Source organism: Streptomyces sp. NPDC051976 (assembly GCF_040680795.1).
Lineage (GTDB): Bacteria > Actinomycetota > Actinomycetes > Streptomycetales > Streptomycetaceae > Actinacidiphila.
This window is the reverse complement of sequence record NZ_JBFAXL010000059.1, coordinates 12382-35467: the sequence shown is the minus strand read 5'-3', so window position 1 is coordinate 35467 and position 23086 is coordinate 12382. Positions and strand designations below refer to the sequence as shown.

Below are 23086 nucleotides of genomic sequence, written 5' to 3'. Positions count from 1 at the left end.
GTCGACCTTGATCGACCCCCATGCGAACGTCCGCACTGTAACAGCAGCCACCCAGGTCACGGCAGGGGTAGGGGGGTTCGGGGATTCAGGGATGCAGAGGTTCAGAGGAGCGCCTTGTACGTCTGCCAGCCTCCGCCGAGCGACACGCGCGGCGCGAACAGGTAGTCCCGTGTGCCGTCGTAGCGCCACAGCCCGCCCGCTGCGTCGCGCGCCAGCAGTTCCGGCCGACCGTCGCCGTTGAGGTCGCCCACTCCGACGACGGAGTTGTACACATTCCAGCCGCCGCCGATCCGGACCCGCGGCCGAAGGGCACCGGTGCCGTTGCCGACGCCGTCGTAGCGCCACAGCACGCCGGACGCGTCTCGGGCAAGCAACCGCCCGACTCCGTTGGGTGTGTTGATTCCGGTCATCAGGGTGTAGATCCCGTAGCCGTAGCCGATCTTCACACGCGGCGCGAAGGCTCCGGCCCCACTGCTCTCGTAGAGGTACAGGTTGCCCGCGGTGTCACGGGCCACCAGGTCAGGATGGAAGTCGCCGTTGAAGTCCCCTGCGGATATCAGGGTGTTGTAGATGTTCCAGCCGCCGCCGATCAGCATGTGGGGCGAGGACGGGGTGAACGGCTTGCCGGGCTGTCCGCTGTACCGCCACAGCTTGCCCCCGGAGTCCCTGACCAGGATGTCGTTGTACCGGTCCTCGTCGAGATCGCCGAAGGGAACGATCGTGGAGGACGTCGGCCACCCGGAACCGGTCGGGCCGGAACCCAGAGTGCCGCCGTTGCTGGAGCTGCCCGTACGCATGTCGAGTCGGCCGCTGGGCGTGACCGCCAGCAGGTCGCCGAACCACTCGCCGTTGTAGTCCCGCGCCCACGCGTACCCGGAGACGCTCAGGTGCTCCGACGTCACGACGGCCGCGCCCTGCCCGTCTCCCGGCTGGGCCGTGAATGAGACACGGTACGAGACGCCGTTGGGTGCCTGTTTGCCGCCCGACGTCGACCCATCCCATGTCGCCTCCGCCCTCGCGCCGCCGTGCGCGGTTCCGCGCAGGCTCGCCACGACGGCGCCGGTTCCGTTCGTGATGGTCACCGACCATGTGCGGGACGGGCGCGAGAGTTGCCACCGCCCCTGCCATGTGCGGTGTTCGGGCGAGAGCCACGGCGAAAGGTCGAGCCACCCGTTCTCCCCTCCCCTCGACAGCAACGTCATGGGGCTGCGCGGTACGGCTACCTGCTTCACATGAATACGCTGATCCGCGTCCAGGTAGGCGACGTCACCGCCGTACTTGTCGACGGACCAGGTGATACCGCGTTGGGGAGCCGACGCGCCCGTGGGCACATCCGCGAAATCGCTCGTGGCGGCCGTTCCGGAGTGGAAGTCGGTGAGGAGCAGCTTCCCGGCTGCCGTGTCCTGGCGTACGAGATAACCGTCTCCGGGGAGTGCGTCGCCGGTGGGGACGGCGATGCTCCGGCGCGCATTGCGGTCGTAGACGCCTGCCGTGGTCCCGCACGACCAGTAGACCCAACGACCCGCCGCCTGCAGGTCGTCCGGCGTGCAGGATGTGCCGGTCGTGACGGATTCTGTGGTCTTGAGCGTGGTGAGATCGGTGGCGGTGAGGGTGCCCGGGGCCGCGCCGAGCGCCCAGAACGTACTGCCCCAGACCGCGGCCGCCGTGATCGACCGCTTCAGCAACTGGGGCAGGCCGGAATCGGCGGAGAGGACCAACTGCTGATGGCCACCGGGGTCGTCGGCCACGACGTAGCGGTCGGAGGCGTCCCTGATCGAGGCGCCGGACTGCAGGTCGCGCTGAGCACCAGAACTCGGCACGTAGATGCGGGTGTACGGTGCGCCGTCCCCGCCTGTGCCGTCGTGGGTATAGGCGGGCTTGTCGTTGCCCATCCCCTGGAGGGCCCCGCACCCGCTGGTCATGTAGCTGTCGCAGTCGCTGTAGTACTCGGCGAGCTTGGAGGGATCGGTCGCCTTGGGCGTGCCCCGGAAAGACACATCCTGCTGATACGCCTGCTTGTTCTGGACGTAGGTCAGGCGACCGCCGCTGAGGGTGAGTGCCGTGACGTGGCCCGGCGTTGGGGGGATCTTGTAGCTCTCGGTCGCGGTCGGCACACCGTCGGCCCCGACGCCCACCCGCCAGATGCCCCAGTGGGTCGCGTCGGTTCCACCGGAGACAAGGGCGGTTCCGTCAGGCGCGGTGAACAGCCCATAGGCGTGAGCGAGCAGGTTGCGGCTCGGCGAACCGCCATGGATCGGGACGGCGACCGCCGCACCCTCACTCGCAGGGTCCGTGTCCGTGGTTCCGGAGCCGGTGTAGATGATCCAGTCGCCCGCCACTGCGACGGATCCCCTGGTGGTGAGGAGGGGGATGGTCACCGTGATCGGTGCCGCGCCGAGGTCGTGCCGCGGCACCAGTTGTACTGTCGTCGCCGTCTTCCGGATGGCGATGTAGTCGGCGCTGAGGACATCCGTGGAACAGTCCGAGCCGGGGATGGCCTTCACCGTCGCCGTGGCGTAGTCCAGATAAGCGGTCCTCCCCGTACCCGGCCCGGCGCACAGCAATGCGCCGTTGGCGTCCTGCCCCTGTTGGCCGATGGTCTCGGGATTGCCGGAGATCGAGCCGTCACCGGTGACGGGTCGGTCCACCGTGGCTCCGTCGACTTCGCTCAGCAGATGAAGCGGGCTGCTCTCACCCGGCGCCATGCCTGCGAACGTCACCACGTACTGGTCGTTGAAAGCACCCGTCCAGTACTGCCGTGCGGGCAGCGTCACGGTCGAACGGGCAACGCCGGTGACCGTGTCGCTGAGAGTGGCCAAGTCGCTTCTGTCCTCGGCCGAGTGGAAGAAGAGCGAGGTGCCTCCGACGAACGATTCCCTGAGACTCCCCCACTTGACCGGGATGCGCGACGACCGTCTCGCCCGTCGCGTAGGACGTCCACAGCAGGGTGGACCCGTCATACGTGTGCAGGAACCCGTCCGCCGAAGCAGCCCAGGCGGCTTCGTCTCGGGGTGCCACACCCACGTCGGTCGGCAGCACCAGTTCGGCGGGGGTGGCCGGAGCGGCCTGGGCGACCGCGCTCAGCGGGCCGAGACCGGCGGTCAGGGCAAGCGTCACCAGCGAAGTGAAGGCAGCCCGCGTGAAGCGGTGGTGGATCATTCGGTTCCCCCCAGGAATCCTCCGCCCCCCGGCAGAGTCCGCCGACTCTAGCAACACCCGCCTCACCGCACGCGAAAGGGCCCGCCCGGAACTCACGTTCCGGGCGGGCCCTTTCAAGGGGTCAGGCGGCGTCAGCCGTTGCGCTTCCAGCGCGGCTTGCGGTCGACGGAGCCGGCGGAGCCGGTGCTGGGGCGGCGGTCGTCGCGGTTGTAGGCCGGGCGGGAGTCGCGGTCGCCGTAGGAGGGGCGGCTGCTGTCGCGGCGGTCGCGGTTGACCGGGCGGTCGTCGCGGTTGTAGGCCGGGCGGGAGTCGCGGGTGCCGTACGACGGACGGGAGTCGCGGTTGCCGTAGGACGGGCGGCTGTCACGGCGGTCGTCACGGTTGCCGTAGGACGGACGCGAGTCGCGGTCGCCGTACGACGGGCGGTCGTCACGGTTGCCGTACGAGGGGCGCTCGTCGCGGTTGCTGTACGACGGACGGCTGTCGCGGCGGTCGTCACGGTTGCCGTACGCGGGGCGGCGGTCGTCACGGTTGCCGTAGGACGGGCGGGAGTCGCGGCGGTCGTCACGGTTGTACGACGGACGGCTGTCGCGGTTGTACGAGGGACGGCTGTCGCGGCGGTCGTCACGGTTGCCGTAGGAGGGGCGGCTGTCGCGGCGGTCGAAGTTGCCGCGGTCGTCGCGCCGCTGGAAGGGGCGCTCGGAGGAGCGGTCCTGGTAGCGGTCCTCGCGCTGCTCGGGGACGACCGGCGCGGCCTCGATGGCGGCGGCGGCCTCCGCGGCCTTGGCGGCCACGGCCTCCTCCGGGTCCTCGCCGCGCTCGCGGGCCGAGCGGGCGGTGAGGCGGTCGGCCTCCTCGCGCAGTTCGGTCGCGCGGCGCTGCAGGCGCTCCAGCTGGCGGGTGGCCTCGGCGACCTCGCGCTCGGCCTGGGTGGCGGCGTTCTGGACGGCGTCGGCCTGGACGTCGGTGAGGGAACGGGCGCCGGTGATCCGGGCGACGTCCTCGTCGAAGACGCCCGCGCCGCCGATGATGTGGCGCGAGGCGTCGACGCCCGCGTCCTCCATCAGCCGGAAGATCTGCTTGCGCTGGTGCGGCAGGGCCAGGGAGACCACGGTGCCCGACTCACCGGCGCGCGCGGTGCGGCCGGAGCGGTGCAGGTAGTCCTTGTGGTCGGCGGCCGGGTCGACGTTCAGGACCAGGCCGATGCCGTCGACGTGGATGCCGCGGGCGGCGACGTCGGTGGCGACCAGCACGTTGACGTGCCCGGCCTTGAAGTCCTCCAGGGTGCGGGTACGGGCGCCCTGGGTCATGCCGCCGTGCAGCGCGTCGGCGCGGACGCCGGACTCGATGAGCTGCTCGGCGACGCGGTCGGCGCCCATCTGGGTGCGGACGAAGATGATCGTGCGGCCCTTGCGGGCGGCGATGGCGGCGGTGACCGGCGCCTTGTCCTTCGGCTTCACGACCAGCACGTGGTGGGACATGGTGGTGACGGCGCCCTGGGCGGCGTCGACCTCGTGCGTGACCGGCTTGACCAGGTAGCGCTTGACGAGGCTGTCGATCTCGTTCTCCAGCGTGGCGGAGAACAGCAGGCGCTGGCCGCCGGCCGGGATGAGGTCGAGGATCTCGGTGACCTCGGGCAGGAAGCCCATGTCGGCCATCTGGTCGGCCTCGTCGAGTACGGCGATCTCCACCGCGTCGAGCTGGGCGGCGCCGCGGTTGATCAGGTCACGCAGCCGGCCGGGGGTGGCGACGAGGATGTCGACACCGCGCTCCAGCGCGTAGATCTGGTTCTGCATGGACGTGCCGCCGCAGACGACCTTCATCTTCAGGCCGAGGACGTCGCCGTACGGCTGCAGCGCGTCGGCGACCTGCATGGCCAGCTCGCGGGTCGGGGTGAGGATGACACCGCGGGGGCGCTTGCGGTCGGTGCGGCCGCCGGCGAGCTGCGTGAGCAGCGGCAGGCCGAAGGAGAGCGTCTTTCCGGAGCCGGTACGGCCGCGGCCCAGGATGTCCTTGCCCGCCAGCGCGTCCGGGATGGTCGCGGCCTGGATCGGGAAGGGGGTGGTGACGCCGTTCTGCGCGAGCTTGCGCACGATGGCGTCGGCCAGGCCGAGGTCGCCGAAGGTCACGCCGGGCTCTTCGGTGGCGTCGTCGTCGGTGGCGTCGTCGATGGTGTCGGCGGCGTCGGTGGTGGTGTCGGTGTCCTGCAGGGGCAGGGGGGTGGCGGTGTCGGCGTCGGTGATGTCCGCCGCCTCGTTCACGGCGATGATCTCGTCGTTCTCGGGCATGACGGAACGGTCGGCACTGTCAATGGACATGCTGAAGCAAAACCTCTCGGAGACTTACGGCACGCGCCAGCTCCGTAGGTTGCTTACAACCGCCTCGATGCGGTCAGCCACAGGAGAAAAGGAACGCGCCACGCGGCGCGCATCGGTTCAGGCGCCAGGCAAGGGGATCAAACGATCTACCAGCATACGCATCCGGCGGCCCTTTTCCTAATCGCTTCCAGGGCCTGCTGTTACCGGTGCTCTGACCAGCGGCGATGCTGGCCGAACACGGATGAGCGCCGGGGTGCTCACTGCCGGGTACCACTCCATGGTGCCAGACGGCCGGGCAGACCGGCGACCGGCGTGACCGCCGTCACTGTCATCCGCCGGAGTCGGAGCTTCCGCTGGGGTCGGCCGTCGCGGACTGGCTCGGCGGGTCGGTCGGCCCGGCGGGGGTGGTCGGGGGCGGCGGGGTCGTGGCGGGCGGGGCGCCGGTCGGCGACTGCTGGGCGGAGGGCTGCGGCGCGGAGGAATGAGGGGCGGCGGGTGAGCCGCCGGGTCCGGCCGTCTTCCCGCCGCCCGGCTTGACCGTGCCGGACGGCGAGGCGCCGGGCGAGGCCGTGCCCGAGACGGTCGCCGAGGGCGACATCGCGCCCGTCCACCGCCGGGGCAGGCCCTGCCCGCCGTCGTTTCTGGACCCCTCCGCGACGCTCCCGGCACTGGCCGGGGCCCGGTGGGGCGCCTTCTGGTCGGACTCGCTCCCGGCGCTGACGCACGCCGCGGCGCTCGCGGCCACCAGCGTGACGAGGACGGCGGAGCGCAGCACCGTACGGGTGCCGCGGCTGGGGACTGGGAGCACGTGCATGCACCTCGGGCTCGCTACGGGGGGGGTGCGTACGGTCGTACGGCCGTGCGCGCGGACGGCTGATCCCCGTGTCCAACGCCCCTCGCCCCGCCAGGACACGCCCGGCCGCCCCACCGGCCGAGCGCCCGGCCGCCGCACCGGCCCGCCGCCCCCCGCCCCACCGGCGCCGGGGGCTCACCCGTAACCGAGCGCGTGCAGCCTCTCGTCGTCGATACCGAAGTGGTGGGCGATCTCGTGGACGACGGTCACCTCGGTCTCGGCCACGACGTCCTCGCGGGTGTCGCAGATCCGCAGCGTCGGCCCGCGGTAGATGGTGATGCGGTCGGGCAGCACCCCGGCGTACCACTCGCCGCGCTCGGTGAGCGGCGTGCCCTCGTACAGGCCCAGCAGGTCGGGGTCGCCGGGTGCGGGCTCGTCCTCGACGAAGACGGCCACGTTGTCCATCAGACGGGTCAGCTCGGCGGGAATCCGGTCGAGCGCCTCGCCGACCAGTTCCTCGAACTCCTCGCGCGTCATCTCCAGCACGCGTTCATTGTCGGCCAAGGACCGCTCCCCGGCGAGCACCCGGCCGTACCCGGGACCCCCACGTCAGAACCCCGCCGGACCAGGCACACCGGCCGCGCCGGAGCCCCGCCGCACCCGTCCGCTCGCGCTGCCAAACCGTTTTGGCGATACCCCGACCGATCCCATATGCTTCTCGCGTCCCCGACGTGCGCCACCTGGCGCTCACGGCAGGCCAAAGAGCCCTCATCGTCTAGTGGCCCAGGACGCCGCCCTTTCAAGGCGGTAGCACGGGTTCGAATCCCGTTGGGGGCACCACAAAGTTTTCTACGAATCCGCAGGTCAGACACACGTCTGACCTGCGTTTTGCGTGCGGGCACCCCGCCACGGCCCGGTGTCCTGGCGATCAACGACTTCGGCCGCTCCATGAAGGTGACCCCCGGCGGCACCACCGCGCTGCCGCTGCGCGTCACCAACCTGGGCAGCCGCGACGCCAAGGGCGTCGTACGGTGCTCAGCCGATGCCCTGCCGCAGCCTGCGGCGGGTGCCGTCCGCGACGAGCAGGGCCCACAGGAGCCAGACGCCCCCGACGCCGTAGACGCCGACGGCGAGGTCGGAGTAGTCGAAGTCGTCACTGATCGGGGGCACCCAGCCGGCCGGGTCGACGACGACGGTACGGGTGCTGCCGATGTCGGAGAACGCGTCGCAGCCGTCGCCGGAGAACTTGGCGTGCGGCAGCGGCTGTCCGTCGGTGCGGCGGATGTGGCACGTCCAACTGAGGCCGCCGCCCTTCTTCTTGTAGCTGCGCTTCGAGGTGATCGCCACCTCGGTGGACACCCCGCGGTGCTTCATCACCTCGAACTTGAAGACCTCGCCGGGGAGCGCGATCAGGACGATGCCGAGCGCCACCCCGGGCCACAGCATCCATCCGCTGGTGCGGACGAGCATGAGGCCGCCCAGGGCGACGATCAGGATCAGGACGGCGAGGATGATGCCCAGCGGCCCGTAGTCGGGGTTGGTGGCCAGGATCGCCAGACCGATCAGGGCCGGGGGGACGGCGACGGCGAGCGGCACGGCGAACCACAACAGCCGGCGCCGGGTCAGCCACGGTGGCCGCTTCTTGCGGACGTCCGGCTTGGGCGTGCCGAAGCTCCCGTCCTTGTACGGTCTCTTCTGCCGCTTCTTCTTGCTCCCGGACATGGCATCCCCCCGCTCGGTCAACCGGACAGCCACCCTAGGGCCTGCCTAGAGCGACGGTTCCACCTCCTTCGCCTCGGCCGCCGCCAGGGCGATCTCGGCGTCGAGGTCGATCGTGCGGGCCAGCCACCAGTAGAGGAGGCCGGAGATGGGGAGGCCGATGAAGAGGGAGATGTCGGCGCCGTCGAGGGCGTGGGCGGCGGGGCCGGTGTAGAGGGTGCCGACGGCGAAGAAGGGGATCATCGCGGCGAAGCCGACGAGGTAGGAGATGATCCCGCGCCAGCCCCAACGGCCGTACAGACCGTGCGGGTTGAAGATCTCGGCGATGGCGTAGTGGCCGCGCCTGACCACGTAGTAGTCCATCAGGTTCACCGCGGTCCAGGGGATGAACAGGTAGAGGACCAGCAGCAGGAAGTTGTTGAAGTTCTCCAGGAAGTGGGAGGTCGCGGCGAGCGCGCCGACCAAGGAGAGCGCGGCGGTGAGGCCGATGGTGACCACGCGGACCGAGAGCGTCGGGCGGATCTTGCGGAAGGAGTCGGCCGCGCTGATCAGGGTGAGCGAGCCGCCGTACATGTTCAGGGCGGTCACCGAGACGAGGCCCAGGGCGGCGAAGATCAGCACGATCGCGCCGAAGCCGGAGAAGACCTTGTCGCCCGCCGCGTTGATCGCGGAGATGGTGTCGAAGTCCTTCGGCCCGGCCCAGGCGGCGAGCAGCGCGCCGAGGACCATCAGCCAGGCGCCGCCGAGCGCGGAGCCGAAGTAGGTCCAGTAGAAGGTCTTGCGGACCGTGACGTCCGGCGGCAGGTAGCGGGAGTAGTCGGAGACGTAGATCGCCCAGCTGATCTGGTAGCCCGCCACGACCCCGAACTGGGCAAGGAACGGCGTCCACTTGAAGCCGCCGAGGTTGAACGAGCCCGCCGGGTAGTGCAGGGTGCACAGCACGCCGACGGTGAAGACACCGAAGACGGCCAGGAAGGTGTACGTCAGGAACTGCTCGGCGCGGTGGATGACGTCGTAGCCGACCAGGGCGATCACAAAGGCCAGTACGGTGATCGCCGCCACCCACCACTTGACGCCGCCGTGCGCGGTGGAGTGCATGGCCTGCCCGGCCAGGATCGAGTTGAAGACGTTGAAGCCCGCGTACTGCACGTACGCGAAGAGCCAGACCAGCAGCGCGCCGACGTAGCCGAACTGCGGGCGGGACTGGATCATCTGCGGCAGGCCGAGCTGCGGGCCCTGCGCGGAGTGGAAGGCCATGAAGAACGTGCCGAGCAGGGTGCCCGTCACGATCGCGATCAGCGACCAGATCAGGTTGCCGCCCGCGGTGATGCTGGTCAGTCCGACGGCCAGGGTCGCGATCTGGGCATTGGACATGAACCACAGGGGGCCGAGGTGCCAGAGCTTGCCGTGCCGTTCGGCCAGCGGGACATAGTCGATCGACCGGGTCTCCAGACCCGTGACCCGCGGTTGCTGCGATGTCGACACCGTTGTCTCCTTCGCGTGTGCATGACCACTTCCTCGATCCAGACACCGTCCTGGACAGTGTCGCGGCCGTCAAGATCCGCGACGTGCACCGGCGTTACGGGTCTGGACACGACATGTTCATGCCTTGGTCAATCTGGGTCGAGACTCTGGCGGACGGTCGTTACCGGCTGGTAATACACCCTGTGTACGCCACGCACCTCCCCCGTGCGCCCCGGTCACGAAGCCGTCGGCGTGCACCGACCATGCACGCTCGCCTCACCACCCAGGAGACTTCGGCATGCGCCCCTACAGCAGACGTCAGTTCGTCACCGGTTCCTCAGCCGTGGCCGCCGCGGCGGCGCTGACGCTGATGGACAGCGGGTACGCCTCCGCGGCCGAGCGCGACCGCGCGCTGGCCACCACCGCCGCCCGCGCGGTACGGATCGGCGGTACGACGCTGGAGCAGGTCGCCACCCCGGCCGGCGCCAGCACCGGCAGCTACCGGCGGCTGGCGGCCGGACCCGGCTGGCCGGTCGTGGTCCGCACCGAGCTGGCCGCCGCGTCCGCCGGGCGCGACGCGCGCCGCACCGGACTCGCCTCCTTCGTCCAGTTCACCGACCTGCACCTGGCGGACACCGAGTCGCCGGTCCGCTTCGAGTACCTCGCCCGCTACATCGACTCCGCCCACCGCCCGCAGGAGGCGCTGACCGTACGCGGCGCCTCGGCGCTGGTGGAGCGGGTCAACTCGCTGCCCGGCGGCCCGTACACGGGCATGCCGTTCTCGATGGTGATGGCGACCGGCGACAACACCGACAACCACGAGCTGATCGAGCTCGACTGGTACCTGTCGGTGATGAGCGGCGGCCGGATCACCCCCGGCAGCGGCGATCTCACACGCTACGAAGGCGTCCAGAACTCCGGCGCCACGGGCTACTGGAACCCCGAGTCGTCGTTCCAGGACGACTACAAGAAGGCCGGGTTCCCGCAGGTGCCCGGGTTCCTGGCGGCCGCGCAGCGGACGTTCACCGCACCCGGTCTGCGCACCCCCTGGTACACCACCGTCGGCAACCACGACGACAGCATCGAGGGCACCCTGCCCGACCTCGGGCTGCTCGGCTCGCTCTACACCGGCGACAGCAAGATCGAGGGCGTCGACGACGCCACCGCCGCCAAGCTGGCCGACGCCATCCAGCACGACCCGGCAAGCGCGGTGATGATCCTGCTGCAGCTCCTGGAGGGCGGCGGCCCGGTCCGGCACGTCACGCCGGACGCGCGGCGGGCGACCTTCACGCCCAAGCAGTTCGCGCAGGCACACCTCAACCCGGCCGTCACCGGCCCCGGCCCGGTCGGCCACGGCTTCACCGCCGCCGCGGCCTCCAGCGGCAAGCTGTACTACACCTTCCCCGTCTCCGAGGGCGTGCTCGGCATCAGCCTGGACACCACCAACCGGGCGGGCTGGGCCGACGGTTCACTGGGCACCGCCCAGCTCCACTGGCTGGAGTCGGTCCTCCAGACGTACAGCAGCCGCTGGTACGACACCAACGGCAACGTGGTCAGGCGCGGTTCGCAGGACCAGACCATCGTGATCTTCAGCCACCACACCAGCACCACCATGGGCAACCTGCTGCCCGACCCGTACAACCTCTTCGAGGGCCGCCACTCCGGCGACGAGCTGGTCGCGCTGCTCCAGCGCTACCCCAACGTCGCCGCCTGGGTGAACGGCCACACCCACGCCAACCAGATCACCCCGCACGGCCACGCCGTCCCCGAGCGCGCCTTCTGGGAGATCAACACCGCCTCCCACGTCGACTTCCCGCAGCACGCGCGGATCATCGAGATCGCCGACAACGCCGACGGGACGCTGTCGCTCTTCACCACCCTCGTCGAGTCCTCCGCCCCCTACGCCACGGACTTCGGCGACACCTCGGACGCGGGCCTGGGCGCCCTCTACCGCGAGCTGTCCTTCAACGACCCCTTCGCGACGCCGTCGGCGAAGCTGGGCGGCACGGGCGACCACAACACCGAGCTGCTGCTGACGAAGCCTGGCAGCTAGGGCCTACCCGGCCGGGAGGCCGTCGATCGGGAGCGCGTCCGTACTCCGCGAGGAGTATCCGGGCGCGCTCCTGTGGTCTGACGCGGTGCGCGGGGGCGGCCTGCGAGAGTGGTGGGACGACCGGGGAGGGGGTGACGAGCGATGGACGCTACGAGCACCGAGGAAGCTGCGGACCCCGCGGTGGAAGCCACTGCGGAGTCCGGTCCCGAGTCCGCGGCCGGGTCGCTGTGGCCCGCGCGGCTGCGGCGCTGGGTGCGCAGGACCGCCTTCGCCATGGCCGTCACGCTCGTCGTGGTGACCATCGCGTCGTACACGTACAACGCCTTCACCGACGGGCGCGCGGCGCCGCCCAAGGGACTGAGGTACGTACAGGCGGCCGATGTCCGTACCCGCTACCAGACCTGGGGCGCCAAGGGTTCGCCCGTCGTCCTCGTGCACGGCGCATTCGAGCAGGTCGACACCTGGTCCAAGGTCGCGCCGCTGCTCGCCCGCGACCACCGGGTGTACGCGCTGGACCTGACCGGCGCCGGCTACAGCCAGCGGCGCGGCCCGTACACCGTCGACCACCTCACCCGCCAGCTCCTCGGCTTCCTCGACGCCATGCACCTCGGCGGCCCCGGCGACAAGCCGATCCTCGTCGGCCACTCCAGCGGCGCCGCGATGATCACCGAGGCCGCGCTGCGCGCCCCGGGGCGCGTCGGCGGCCTCATGCTGCTGGACGGCGACGCCCTCAACACGGGCGCGGGCCCGCCGCCCGGGCTGCACTACGTGCTGATCGACCCCTTCCGCACCAGCATCCTGCGCCTGGGGCTGAGCACCGACTGGATCATCCGCCGCGTCTACGGCTCCCAGTGCGGCCCGAGCTGCCCGAAGCTGGACGCCGCCGGAGTCGACGAGTGGCGCCGGCCGCTCCAAGTGGCGGGCGCCGAGGGCGCGTTGTGGAGCATGCTCTCCGAGGGCGTGCCCGGACTGTCCGCCGGCCAGGTCGCCCGGCTGCGCGGGGTCGACATCCCCAAGTCCGTGGTCTTCGGCGCCCAGGACGACGTCTTCTCCCGCACCACCCCCCAGGAGACCGCCGCCCGCATCGGCGCCCCACCCCCCACCCTCATCCCGGCCGCCCACCACCTCGCCCTCCTCTCCGCCCCCACGGCGGTGGCCGCGGCGGTGGAGGCCCTGGCGGCGCGATAGACGTTGACCGGCCCCCCGCCCCCGCTCACCCCTTGCGCACGTCCCCGACGTCCTCCCACGCCATCCGGAACTTCCGGGGCGCGCCGCACAACCGCTCCGGGACGCCGCCGGGCGGACCCACCAGCACCGTCTCCACATGCTTGGCGCCGAGCGCGCGATAGAAGCCCTGTGCGGCGGTGTTCTGCTCCAGCACCCACAGATAGACCGCGCGGCCCGCCGCCCGTTCGTCAACGGCACGCGCGGCACGGAACATCAGCTCGCCCCCCACTCCCGTACGCCGACTGGCGTTGCTCACGTGCAGGTTGTCGATGAGGCTGCCCCACCGCGGGTCCTCGTCGAAGACGACATGGACGAATCCGACCAGCCCACCGCCCTCGCCGTCCGGCGACTCGGCGACCACCGTCACCCGCTCCTCCGCCGCTTCCAGGCGGCCGTCACCCCACACGGCCAGCCGGTCGGCGACCACGTCCCCGTCGAGATACGCGTCGGCGTACGCGCCGCGGTAGTGCCGCCGCCAGCTGTCCGCGTGCAGCAGCGCCACCCCCTCGGCGTCGGCCGCCTCCGCCGCCCGGTACCGCACAACTCCCACCGCACTCCCCTTCCGTCGCCCCCGCCGCCCCGACCGTCACGCTAGTAGTTTGATCACCGTGACTCTCCAGAATTTCCTCGACGGACAGGCGGGCCTGCGGGAGGTCCCGGCCGTGGCGGCGGGGCTCTCGGTCGCGGGAACCCGAAGCGTGGCGACACGCGGGACGGTCGAGGTGACCGCCGACTCGTGCTTCCGCATCGCCTCCCTGACGAAGGTCTTCACCTGCCTCGCGCTGCTGCGGACACTGCGGGAGAAGGACGTACCGCTGAGCACGCCCGTGATCGATCTGCTGCCGGGCCTGGCGGGCGACTGGCGCGCCGACCCGGGCCTGACCGTCGAGCAGATCCTCGGGCAGGTCTCGGGTCTGCGCGAGTCCGTGGACGCGGACACGGCGCGGGCCCTCGGCGCGGGCCCCGCCGCGCTGCACGAAGCCGCCCGGCTCGTCGTGGCGGCGGGCAACGACCGTGAGCCCGGCGCCCGTTGGTCGTACTACAACGGCAACTACTTCCTGGCCGGCGCCGTCCTCGCCACCCTCAGCGGCACCTCGTACGAGGACGCGCTGACGCACTCGCTGCTCGAACCGTGGGCGCTGTCCCGTACCGGCTTCGCCACTCCGCCGCACGACGCCGTCACCGGCTGGGACGGCCGGGACGCACTGCCGCCCCTCGCGTACCCCCGCACCCGCCGCCCCAGCGGCGGCCTGTGGTCGTCCGTCTCCGACCTGCTGACCGTCGGCGAACGCCTGCTCGCCGACCGCGCCCTCCTCACGGAAGTCCGCACCCCCCGCACCCGCCCCGACGACCCCCACCCGTACGGCCTGGGCTGGGCGCTCGGCCCCTCCGGCCAGATGTACCTCAACGGCCGCCTGCCGGGCTACCGCGCCGCGATGCTGCTGCTCCCCGACAAGGCCCACGTCAGCGTGGTCCTCACCAACCACCAGCAGGCACTCCCCGCGGCCTCCCGCGCCCTCAGCGACCTGCAGCAACCGCTGACCGGCGACGACCTCGGCACCGCGATCGACGCCTTCGCCGCATGAGCCTGAAGAAGGCCTGAAGAAGGCAAGCGCCACCGCCTCGCCGCCCACACCGGCTCGCCCTCCCCCTCGTTGATGCACGGAGAGCCGCTTGCGGGCGGCGGTCGGGTGAGGGAGAGCCGTGAGGAAGACGCTGGATGTCGGGGACGCGCGGATCGGGTACGCGGACGACGGCGAGGGGGAGGTCGTGCTGATGCTGCACGGGTCCTTCAGCGCGGACTGGTTCACGCCCGCGGGGCGGCGGTTGGTTGCCGGTGGGCACCGGGTGCTGAATGTGCGGCGGGCGGGGTACGGGGGGAGCTTGGATCTGGGCGGCGGGGCGTCGGTGGCGGCGCATGCCGGGCACGCGGTGCGGGTGCTGGAGGCGGCCGGGGTGGGGCGGGCGCATCTGGTGGGGCACTCGTCCGGTGCCGCGGTGGCGCTGCAACTGGCCGCCACCCGGCCGGACTTGGCCGCCTCGCTCGTCCTGCTGGACGCCGCCTTCCCGTACACGCCGGACGAGCCCGCCCATCCGGCGATGCCGCGGGCCCTCGACGCGGCGGAGCAGGGCGACTACCAGGCGGGCTTCGACCTCTTCCTCGGCGGCGTGAGCGGCCCCGGCTTCCGGGAGGTGTTCGTCCGCGAACTCGGGGAGGACGGGCTGCGGGAGGCGGTGGCGGGGAGCCGGTACTTCTTCACCGTCGAGGGGCCCGCGCTGCGGGCGTGGTCCTTCGGGCCCGAGGAGGCGGCGGCCGTCACCGCCCCCGTACTGCTGGCCGTGGGCGGTGAGTCCGAGCGACTCGGTACGGCCTACCGGGCGCGCGGCGCCCAACTCGCCTCCTGGCTCCCGGACTCCGAGCTACGGCTGCTGCCGGGCCTCAGCCACGCGCTGCCGCTGGAGGACCCGGCGGTGGTCGCCACGACGGTCGCGGAGTTCGCGGCGCTCCACCGCGGTTGAGGGCCCGGCCCGTACCCCGGCCTACGACCGCCTCCGCCGGCGCCACAGCACGAACGGCGCCGCGCCCGCCAGGCCCAGCGCGCCGGGGGCCACGTCGGCGGCCGCCCGCGCTCCCGGCTGGGAGGAGGTGCCGGGGATCGGCAGCGTGGACCAGTGGGTGACGGGCCAGGCGACGACGATCGCGCGGCCCACGACGTTGCCGACCGGCACGAAGCCGCGGTCCTTGTCGTTCTGGTGGTACCGCGAGTCCGCCGAGAACTGGCGGTGGTCGCCCATGACCCAGAGCATGCCCTTCGGCACGGTGACCTTGAACTGCCCGCCGCCGCGGTCCGCGGTGCACGGTGTGTTCCCGGCGGCGACGTACGACTCCGCCAGCGGCTTGCCGTTGACCTTGACCGGCCCCGTCCCCTCGCACTCCACGGTGTCACCGGCGACCCCGATGACCCGCTTGATCAGGTCGTGCTCGGTCACCGACGGCATGACGCCCACAAAGCTCAGCGCCTTCTGCACGGGGTTCGCGTGCGACGCCCCCGCCTCGTCCAGCAGCCAGTTGTCCGGGTCGTGGAAGACGACCACCTCCCCGCGCGTCGGCTTCGACCCGAACCACGGCGTCAGCTTGTCGACCAGCACCCGGTCGCCCACCCGCAGCGTGTTCTCCATCGACCCCGAGGGAATCGAGAACGCCTGCACCAGAAACGTCTTCACCACCAGCGCGAGCACCAGCGCAATCCCGACGAGCACCGGCAGCTCCCGCCACATGGACCGCCCCCGCCGCCGCCCCTCACCCCCGCCCGCCTCCGTGCCTTCCGCCGCCGCCTCGCCCACCGGCGCCACCCCATCCGTCCCGACCGCGCGCTCCCCCACACCATCCCCCTCAGTCGTGTCGTCCCCGATACCAACGAACGGGAGTTCCTGAGCCGCCGCGTGAGCCGCCGCCTGGGGCGCAGGTCACGCGTGCGGGAGGGGGTGGGGATTCTGATACGCTGATCCAGCGACAACGGCCTGCCGGAGTACGCGGCCGGTCACCGGGAGTCACGGGGCTGGAAGCGGTGGATCCGGTGACTGGGGTCGCGAAAAACGGTGCGAGACCAGTGTTCAAGTTGTGCAAGACTTGTCCCGCGCTAGCTTGGTCCTGTGGAGCAGTTTGGAGTGCTCGCCACCCTGTCAAGGTGGAGGCCGCGGGTTCAAATCCCGTCAGGACCGCTGCGGCTGGGTAGCTCAGTTGGTACGAGCGACCGCCTGAAAAGCGGTAGGTCGCCGGTTCGACCCCGGCCCCAGCCACCGCACGACGTAGGGCCCGCCGAAAGGCGGGCCCTACGTCGTTTTCGTGTGCGGGCGGGTGCGCAGCAGGAAGACGGCCGTCGCCGTCAGGGCCCAGGCGGCCAGGACGAGGAACGGGAAGGCGTGTTGGTGGCCGCCGAAGTAGACGGCGGTGTGCTGGGCGTTCACCGAGGCACCCGGGGGAAGCCAGCGGCCGATGCGGCCGAGCAGCGACGGCAGCAGCGGCCAGGAGACGGCGCCGCCCGAGGACGGGTTGCCGAGCAGCACCATCAGGCCCCAGGTCGGCAGCAGCGCCCAGCGGCCGATGAGGGTGTTGAACATCGTGAAGACCATGCCGGTGGTGAAGAGGGTGGCGGCGAGGATCGCCCAGGACTCGGCGAAGGGCAGCCGCAGGGCGCCCAGGCCCCAGTCGACGATCGAGGCGATGGCGAAGGCGCCGAGCATGGCGTAGCCGGCGGTGAACGCGACCCGGGCGATCGGGGTGAGGGTGCCCGCGTTCACCATGAGCTGGATCGCGCCGACGAAGCCGAGGATGACGGCGGCCAGGGACACGTAGAAGATCGCCAGGCCGCGGGGGTCGCCGTGCTGCAGCGGGTTGATGTCGGTCACGGTGATCGGTACGCCGTTGGCGGCGCCGACCCGGGGCGCGGACTCGGTCAGCAGTTGGGCGACGCTGGCGCCCGACGCGGAGGAGACGTAGAGGCGGGGGAAGGGCTGCCCGGGGCCGGGCTCGCGCAGGATCGCGAACACCCGCTGCTCCTCGACCGCGTCCCGGGCCTGGTCGAAGGTGTCGTAGTGGTGCAACTCCAGCGACGCGCCGAGTGCCTCCTGCATTCCGGCCACGAACCGCGCCCGCTTGACCTGCGAGGTCGGCACCCCGGTGACGGCGGTCGGGATGTGCCGCGGGGTGGGGTTGGCCATGGCGTAGGTGTACGAGCCCGCGAAGAGGCCCGCCGCCGCGGCGATCAGCAGGACGAGCACGCAGGCGGCGAAGTACGGCGACCCCCGAAAGGCGGTCCAGGCGCTTTCCCCGGACCCGGCCCTGGACCCGGGCCCGGCTCCGGATCCGCCCGGCGCCGGGCCCGCCTCCGTGCCGCCGCCGTCGCCCATGGCCTCACGCTAGGTCGGCCGCCGCACCCCCGCCACAAGGGCGCGGCCAACCGCCGGGAGCCCCGCACCCCACCGCGCGAGGACCCCGCACCGACCACCCACCCGACCACCCCGCGAAATGCGTTCGCCCTCACTCCTCCGCGGATGCGATCCTGGACCGCGTATGTCCAGCCAAGCCACCACCTCTGATCTCGCCGAACGCCTGCCGTCGCTGACCTTGCGCGATGAGCAGCGCCTCGGCCGCCGACTCGACGGCGCACGCAGGATCCGCAAACCCGAGGCGCGGGCGGCGGTGCTGGAGGAGATCGGCCGGGAGATCGAGAAGGGCGCGCTGCGGGTCGAGGCCCGGCGGGCGGCCGTCCCGGAGATCACGTATCCCGCGTCGCTGCCGGTCAGCCAGAAGAAGGACGACATCCTGGCGGCGATCCGCGACCACCAGGTGGTGATCGTGGCCGGGGAGACGGGCTCGGGCAAGACCACCCAGATCCCGAAGATCTGCCTGGAGCTGGGCCGCGGGGTGCGCGGGCTGATCGGGCACACCCAGCCGCGGCGGATCGCGGCCCGTACCGTCGCCGAGCGGGTCGCGGAGGAGCTGCGCACCCCGCTGGGCGAGGCGGTCGGCTGGAAGGTCCGCTTCACCGACCAGGTGGGCGACTCCACCCTGGTGAAGCTGATGACCGACGGCATCATGCTCGCGGAGATCCAGACGGACCGCGAGCTGCGCGCGTACGACACGATCATCATCGACGAGGCGCACGAACGCAGCCTCAACATCGACTTCATCCTCGGCTATCTGGCCCAGCTGCTGCCCCGCCGCCCCGACCTCAAGGTGATCATCACCTCGGCGACCATCGACCCGGCGCGCTTCTCCCGGCACTTCGGCGACGCGCCGATCGTCGAGGTCAGCGGCCGTACGTATCCGGTGGAGGTGCGGTACCGCCCGCTGCTGGAGGAGGGTTCCGAGGACAGCGACCGCGACCAGATCACGGCGATCTGCGACGCGGTCGACGAGCTCCAGGCCGAGGGGCCCGGCGACATCCTGGTCTTCCTCTCCGGGGAGCGCGAGATCCGCGACACCGCGGACGCGCTGAACAAGCAGAACCTCCGCTCCACCGAGGTCCTGCCGCTCTACGCCCGGCTGTCCTCCGCAGAGCAGCACCGCGTCTTCCAGCAGCACGCCGGGCGCCGGATCGTGCTGGCCACCAATGTGGCGGAGACCTCGCTGACCGTCCCCGGCATCCGGTACGTGATCGACCCGGGCACGGCCCGGATCTCCCGCTACAGCCACCGCACCAAGGTCCAGCGGCTGCCGATCGAGCGGATCTCGCAGGCCAGCGCCAACCAGCGCAAGGGCCGCTGCGGCCGTACCTCGGACGGCATCTGCGTCCGGCTGTACGACGAGGACGACTTCCTGGCGCGGCCGGAGTTCACGGACGCGGAGATCCTGCGGACCAACCTGGCGTCGGTCATCCTGCAGATGACGGCGGCCGGTCTGGGCGACATCGCCAGGTTCCCCTTCATCGACCCGCCGGACAGCCGCAACATCAAGGACGGCGTGCAGCTCCTGGAGGAGCTGGGCGCGCTGGACCCGCAGGAGAAGGACCCGAGGAAGCGGCTGACGCAGACCGGCCGCAAGCTCGCCCAGCTCCCGGTGGACCCGCGGCTGGCGAGGATGGTGCTGGAGGCCGACCGCAACGGCTGCGTACGCGAGGTCATGGTGATCGCCGCCGCGCTGTCCATCCAGGACCCGCGCGAGCGCCCTGCCGACAAGCAGCAGCAGGCCGACCAGCAGCACGCCCGCTTCCGCGACGAGACCAGCGACTTCCTGGCCTTCCTCAATCTGTGGCGGTACGTGCGCGAGCGGCAGAAGGAGCTGTCGTCGTCGGCGTTCCGCCGGATGTGCAGGTCGGAGTATCTGAACTACCTGCGGATCCGCGAGTGGCAGGACATCTACAGCCAGCTGCGTACGGTCGCCAAGCAGCTCGGCATCAGCATGGCCGAGGAGACGGCGGACGCCGACCCGCAGCACGTCCATCTGTCGCTGCTGGCGGGGCTGCTCAGCCATCTGGGCCTGAAGGACACCGACAAGAACGAGTACCTGGGCGCCCGCAGCGCGAAGTTCGCGGTCTTCCCCGGCTCGGCGCTGTTCAAGAAGCCGCCGCGCTGGATCATGTCGGCGGAGCTGGTGGAGACCTCCCGGCTGTGGGCGCGGGTCAACGCGCGGATCGAGCCGGAGTGGGTCGAGCCGCTCGCCCAGCACCTGGTGAAGCGCACGTACAGCGAGCCGCACTGGGAGAAGGACCAGGCGGCGGTGATGGCGTACGAGCGGGTGACGCTCTACGGTGTGCCGCTGGTCGCCCAGCGCAAGGTGAACTACGGGCGGATCGACCCCGAGGTCTCCCGCGACCTGTTCATCCGCAACGCGCTGGTCGAGGGCGACTGGCGCACCCACCACCAGTTCTTCCACGATAACCGCAAGCTGCTCGGCGAGGTCGAGGAGCTGGAGCACCGGGCGCGGCGCCGCGACATCCTGGTGGACGACGAGACGCTCTTCGACTTCTACGACGCGCGGCTGCCGCAGGACGTGGTCTCCGGCGCGCACTTCGACTCCTGGTGGAAGCGCAGGCGCCGCGAGGAGCCGGAGCTGCTCAACTTCGAGCACTCCATGCTGATCAACGAGAACGCGGAGGCGGTCACCAAGGCCGACTACCCGGACTCGTGGCGGCAGGGGGCGCTCAAGTTCAAGGTGACGTACCAGTTCGAGCCGGGCGCCGACGCGGACGGCGTGACCGTCCACATCCCGCTCCAGGTGCTCAACCAGGTCACCGCGGACGGCTTCGACTGGCAGATCCCGGGCTTGCGCGAGGACGTGGTCGTGGAGCTGATCCGGTCGCTGCCGAAGGCGATCCGGCGGCACTACGTGCCCGCGCCGAACTACGCGAAGAAGTTCCTGGAGCGTGCGGTGGCCGGGCCCGACCCGCTGCCGTTCGTGCTGGCGCGCGAGCTGCAGCGGATGGTCGGGGTGCCGGTCACGGCCGAGGACTTCGACCTGGCGCGGGTGCCCGACCATCTCAAGATCACCTTCCGGGTGACCGACGAGCGGCGCCGCAAGCTCGCCGAGGACAAGGACCTGGACGCGCTGCGGCTGCGGCTCAAGCCGAAGACGCGTGAGGCGATCACCAAGGCGTTCGAGTCGTCGGCCGACCCCGCGCTGTCCTCGCTGGACCAGCGCACCGGGCTCACCGACTGGACGGTGGGCACTCTGCCGCGCACCTTCGAGACCCGGCGCGCCGGCCAGCCGGTCAAGGCGTATCCGGCGCTGGTCGACGAGGGCGCCACCGTCGCCGTACGGCTCTTCGACACCGAGCCGGAGCAGGCCGAGGCGATGTGGCGCGGCACCCGGCGGCTGATCCTGCTCAACGTGCCGGTGAACCCCGCGAAGTTCGCCGCCGACCAGCTCTCCAACCAGCAGAAGCTCGCGCTGTCCCGTAATCCGCACGGCAGTGTGCAGGCGCTCTTCGAGGACTGCGCCACCGCCGCCGCGGACCGGCTGATCGCCGACCACGGCGGCCCGGCGTGGGACGAGGAGTCCTTCCGCAAGCTGCACGACGCGGTGCGGGCCGACCTGGTGGAGCTGACCGGGCGCAGCGTGCAGCGGGTGCAGCAGGTGCTGGCCGCCTGGCAGTCCTGCGAGCGGCGGCTGAAGGACACCACGAGCCTGGCGCTGGTGGCGAACCTCCAGGACGTACGGGAGCAGCTCGCGGGCCTGGTGCACGCCGGTTTCGTGACCGACACGGGGCTCAAGCGGCTGCCCGACCTGATGCGGTATCTCGTGGGCGTGGACCGGCGGCTGCAGCAGATGCCCACGGGCGCCCAGCGGGACACCACGCGCATGGAGAAGGTCCGGGAGATCCAGGCGGAGTACGCCGAGCTGCTGGCCGCCCAGCCGCCCGGACGGCCCGTTCCCGCGGCGGTCCGCGACATCCGCTGGATGATCGAGGAGCTGCGGGTCAGCTACTTCGCCCACGCCCTGGGCACGGCCTTCCCGGTGTCCGACAAACGGGTGTTCAAGGCCCTGGACGAGGCGTGGGGCTGAGCCTCCGTATCGGGTTCGACCGCACCCCCTGACCTGCTGTACAGTCTGTCTCGCAGCCGAGCACATGGGGCTGCGAAACCTGGTCCTGTGGAGCAGTTTGGAGTGCTCGCCACCCTGTCAAGGTGGAGGCCGCGGGTTCAAATCCCGTCAGGACCGCACGAAACGAAGGCCCGCACCCCTCAGGGGGAGCGGGCCTTCTCGTTGTTCCCGTCGCCCCTGAGGGGCCGCTGACGGTCTTCTGTGTTGCTCACCCCACGCGTACGCTGACGCTCTTCCGACAGCGCCTCTGGCAGCCTCACCGAGAGCCTCACCCACACCGTGCGCCGGTCCGCGCTCCGGCGCACGTCGACTCCCCAGCGGGCGGCGCCAGTTCACTATCGCATCGGGCGAAAGATCCACAAGACCCGTGCGTGTGACGGGAGTCACGCGAACTCGTTTCGGAAGCGCGGAACCTGACGCCCTCCGGAAGGGTGTCGATTTAATATGTGCAATTGCACCTCCCCTGGGACGACTCCGGCACCAGCGCGCAGGAGCCCCCAAGACCCCACAGACCCCGCCGCTACCGGCCCCACATCACCGCGCAACACCACGCAACGGACGCCCCGCACACCCCCGGGGGACCCCGAAAGGTACACACCAACGACACGTCAGGCGCACATCTCGGCCACACCGCCCGCACAAGAAGCACACAAAAAAAGAGATCGCACCGGACCCGGCGGAGTCCGATGCGATCTCTGTGGAGCAGATGAAGCCGGTGTAACTGGTGGAGCGTTGAGCTGAAGTGCGCTCCGTCGGGCGTCCCTGATGGGGGCAGGTGGGCCGTCGGGCGGGCGACGTATGGGGTGGGGGCCCCACAAGGCGCCCAAAAGGGCTGTCAGGCCTCGCTGCGCTGCTGCGGAATGCCCGCCAGCAGTGCGCGGACCTCCGCCTCGCGGTAACGGCGGTGCCCGCCCAGCGTGCGGATGGACGTGAGCTTGCCGGCCTTGGCCCAGCGCGTGACCGTCTTCGGGTCGACGCGGAACATGGTGGCGACCTCAGCAGGGGTAAGCAACGGCTCGGCATCAGGGGTGCGAGCGGTCATGAGCGGCCTCCTCGAGAGAACCGAACCAACGCGGTTCTTTCCTCTAAATTCTGCACCTTGACCCACGTTGCCCGAAATGGCGGACGCGGGCCGAGTCGGTAATAGGACGAACGGCTTGTCCTCGGCACTACAACTACACCATCCGTCCAGCCGCTTCGGCCAAACCGATGGAATTGCCCTCTCAGGTGTTCAAGCTCGGCGGAACCCGATGGACCATGCCATAACGGACAGTCACACCAGTGTGACGATCAGTCACAGCGTGATC

15 protein-coding genes and 4 tRNA genes are annotated in these 23086 nt (G+C 71.0%); 9 read left to right on the top strand and 10 right to left on the bottom strand.

Annotated features, from left to right (window positions below):
• Nucleotides 1-101: 101 nt before the first annotated feature.
• From AB0M29_RS36990 to AB0M29_RS36975, 4 genes are all read right to left on the bottom strand, one after another.
• A complete protein-coding gene (locus AB0M29_RS36990; RefSeq protein ID WP_365391054.1) occupies nt 102-2819 on the bottom strand; it encodes an FG-GAP-like repeat-containing protein in 2718 nt (905 codons plus the stop codon).
• 471 nt (nt 2820-3290) lie between these two features.
• Nucleotides 3291-5477, bottom strand: coding sequence for a DEAD/DEAH box helicase (locus AB0M29_RS36985; protein ID WP_365391052.1), 2187 nt, complete (start codon nt 5475-5477; stop codon nt 3291-3293).
• A gap of 328 nt (nt 5478-5805) precedes the next feature.
• The gene (locus tag AB0M29_RS36980; protein WP_365391050.1) at nt 5806-6285 is read right to left on the bottom strand and encodes a hypothetical protein; all 480 of its coding nucleotides are present in this window, start codon (nt 6283-6285) and stop codon (nt 5806-5808) included.
• Nucleotides 6286-6465: 180 nt separating this feature from the next.
• Nucleotides 6466-6816: a metallopeptidase family protein gene (locus AB0M29_RS36975; RefSeq protein WP_365391080.1), complete on the bottom strand. Its 351-nt coding sequence runs from the start codon at nt 6814-6816 to the stop codon at nt 6466-6468.
• A gap of 218 nt (nt 6817-7034) precedes the next feature.
• On the opposite strand from AB0M29_RS36975, the gene AB0M29_RS36970 reads away from it, so the two are divergent.
• A tRNA-Glu gene (locus tag AB0M29_RS36970) sits at nt 7035-7110 on the top strand.
• Nucleotides 7111-7305: 195 nt separating this feature from the next.
• Here the strand turns inward: AB0M29_RS36970 and AB0M29_RS36965 are convergent.
• Nucleotides 7306-7992 (bottom strand): hypothetical protein, encoded by a 687-nt coding sequence (locus AB0M29_RS36965; RefSeq protein WP_365391048.1) that lies wholly within the window; start codon nt 7990-7992, stop codon nt 7306-7308.
• A 45-nt stretch (nt 7993-8037) separates the two neighbouring features.
• Nucleotides 8038-9474, bottom strand: a complete 1437-nt coding sequence (locus tag AB0M29_RS36960; RefSeq protein WP_365391046.1) for a cytosine permease — start codon at nt 9472-9474, stop codon at nt 8038-8040.
• 277 nt (nt 9475-9751) lie between these two features.
• Between AB0M29_RS36960 and AB0M29_RS36955 the strand changes: the two genes are divergently transcribed.
• Entirely contained in the window at nt 9752-11506 is a 1755-nt protein-coding gene (locus AB0M29_RS36955; RefSeq protein ID WP_365391044.1) for a TIGR03767 family metallophosphoesterase, read from the top strand.
• A gap of 141 nt (nt 11507-11647) precedes the next feature.
• A complete protein-coding gene (locus tag AB0M29_RS36950; protein ID WP_365391042.1) occupies nt 11648-12694 on the top strand; it encodes an alpha/beta hydrolase in 1047 nt (348 codons plus the stop codon).
• 25 nt (nt 12695-12719) lie between these two features.
• Here AB0M29_RS36950 and AB0M29_RS36945 read toward each other — a convergent pair whose 3' ends face one another.
• Entirely contained in the window at nt 12720-13283 is a 564-nt protein-coding gene (locus AB0M29_RS36945; protein WP_365391040.1) for a GNAT family N-acetyltransferase, read from the bottom strand.
• Nucleotides 13284-13341: 58 nt separating this feature from the next.
• On the opposite strand from AB0M29_RS36945, the gene AB0M29_RS36940 reads away from it, so the two are divergent.
• Together AB0M29_RS36940 and AB0M29_RS36935 are read left to right on the top strand one after the other, a co-directional pair.
• Entirely contained in the window at nt 13342-14319 is a 978-nt protein-coding gene (locus AB0M29_RS36940) for a serine hydrolase domain-containing protein (protein ID WP_365391038.1), read from the top strand.
• Nucleotides 14320-14437: 118 nt separating this feature from the next.
• Nucleotides 14438-15253 (top strand): alpha/beta hydrolase, encoded by an 816-nt coding sequence (locus AB0M29_RS36935; RefSeq protein ID WP_365391036.1) that lies wholly within the window; start codon nt 14438-14440, stop codon nt 15251-15253.
• A 21-nt stretch (nt 15254-15274) separates the two neighbouring features.
• On the opposite strand, the gene lepB is transcribed toward AB0M29_RS36935, so the two are convergent.
• Nucleotides 15275-16078 (bottom strand): signal peptidase I, encoded by an 804-nt coding sequence (gene lepB, locus AB0M29_RS36930; protein ID WP_365391079.1) that lies wholly within the window; start codon nt 16076-16078, stop codon nt 15275-15277.
• A gap of 303 nt (nt 16079-16381) precedes the next feature.
• Between lepB and AB0M29_RS36925 the strand changes: the two genes are divergently transcribed.
• Nucleotides 16382-16456, top strand: a tRNA-Asp gene (locus AB0M29_RS36925).
• A gap of 4 nt (nt 16457-16460) precedes the next feature.
• Nucleotides 16461-16534: transfer RNA gene (locus AB0M29_RS36920), tRNA-Phe, on the top strand.
• A gap of 33 nt (nt 16535-16567) precedes the next feature.
• Here the strand turns inward: AB0M29_RS36920 and AB0M29_RS36915 are convergent.
• A complete protein-coding gene (locus tag AB0M29_RS36915; protein ID WP_365391034.1) occupies nt 16568-17644 on the bottom strand; it encodes an ABC transporter permease in 1077 nt (358 codons plus the stop codon).
• A gap of 163 nt (nt 17645-17807) precedes the next feature.
• Between AB0M29_RS36915 and hrpA the strand changes: the two genes are divergently transcribed.
• Together hrpA and AB0M29_RS36905 are read left to right on the top strand one after the other, a co-directional pair.
• Complete coding sequence (gene hrpA / locus AB0M29_RS36910) at nt 17808-21740, top strand: ATP-dependent RNA helicase HrpA (RefSeq protein ID WP_365391032.1); 3933 nt, start codon at nt 17808-17810, stop codon at nt 21738-21740.
• Nucleotides 21741-21821: 81 nt separating this feature from the next.
• Nucleotides 21822-21896, top strand: a tRNA-Asp gene (locus tag AB0M29_RS36905).
• A gap of 718 nt (nt 21897-22614) precedes the next feature.
• On the opposite strand, the gene bldC is transcribed toward AB0M29_RS36905, so the two are convergent.
• Nucleotides 22615-22821 (bottom strand): developmental transcriptional regulator BldC, encoded by a 207-nt coding sequence (gene bldC / locus AB0M29_RS36900; RefSeq protein WP_003949541.1) that lies wholly within the window; start codon nt 22819-22821, stop codon nt 22615-22617.
• Nucleotides 22822-23086 lie beyond the last annotated feature (265 nt).

Coding starts and splice junctions, on each gene's coding strand:
- bldC (WP_003949541.1), bottom strand. CDS start 22,821: ATGACCGCTCGCACCCCTGATGCCGAGCCGTTGCTTACCCCTGCTGAG.
- AB0M29_RS36950 (WP_365391042.1), top strand. CDS start 11,648: ATGGACGCTACGAGCACCGAGGAAGCTGCGGACCCCGCGGTGGAAGCC.
- hrpA (WP_365391032.1), top strand. CDS start 17,808: ATGTCCAGCCAAGCCACCACCTCTGATCTCGCCGAACGCCTGCCGTCG.
- AB0M29_RS36985 (WP_365391052.1), bottom strand. CDS start 5,477: ATGTCCATTGACAGTGCCGACCGTTCCGTCATGCCCGAGAACGACGAG.
- AB0M29_RS36965 (WP_365391048.1), bottom strand. CDS start 7,992: ATGTCCGGGAGCAAGAAGAAGCGGCAGAAGAGACCGTACAAGGACGGG.
- AB0M29_RS36955 (WP_365391044.1), top strand. CDS start 9,752: ATGCGCCCCTACAGCAGACGTCAGTTCGTCACCGGTTCCTCAGCCGTG.
- AB0M29_RS36915 (WP_365391034.1), bottom strand. CDS start 17,644: ATGGGCGACGGCGGCGGCACGGAGGCGGGCCCGGCGCCGGGCGGATCC.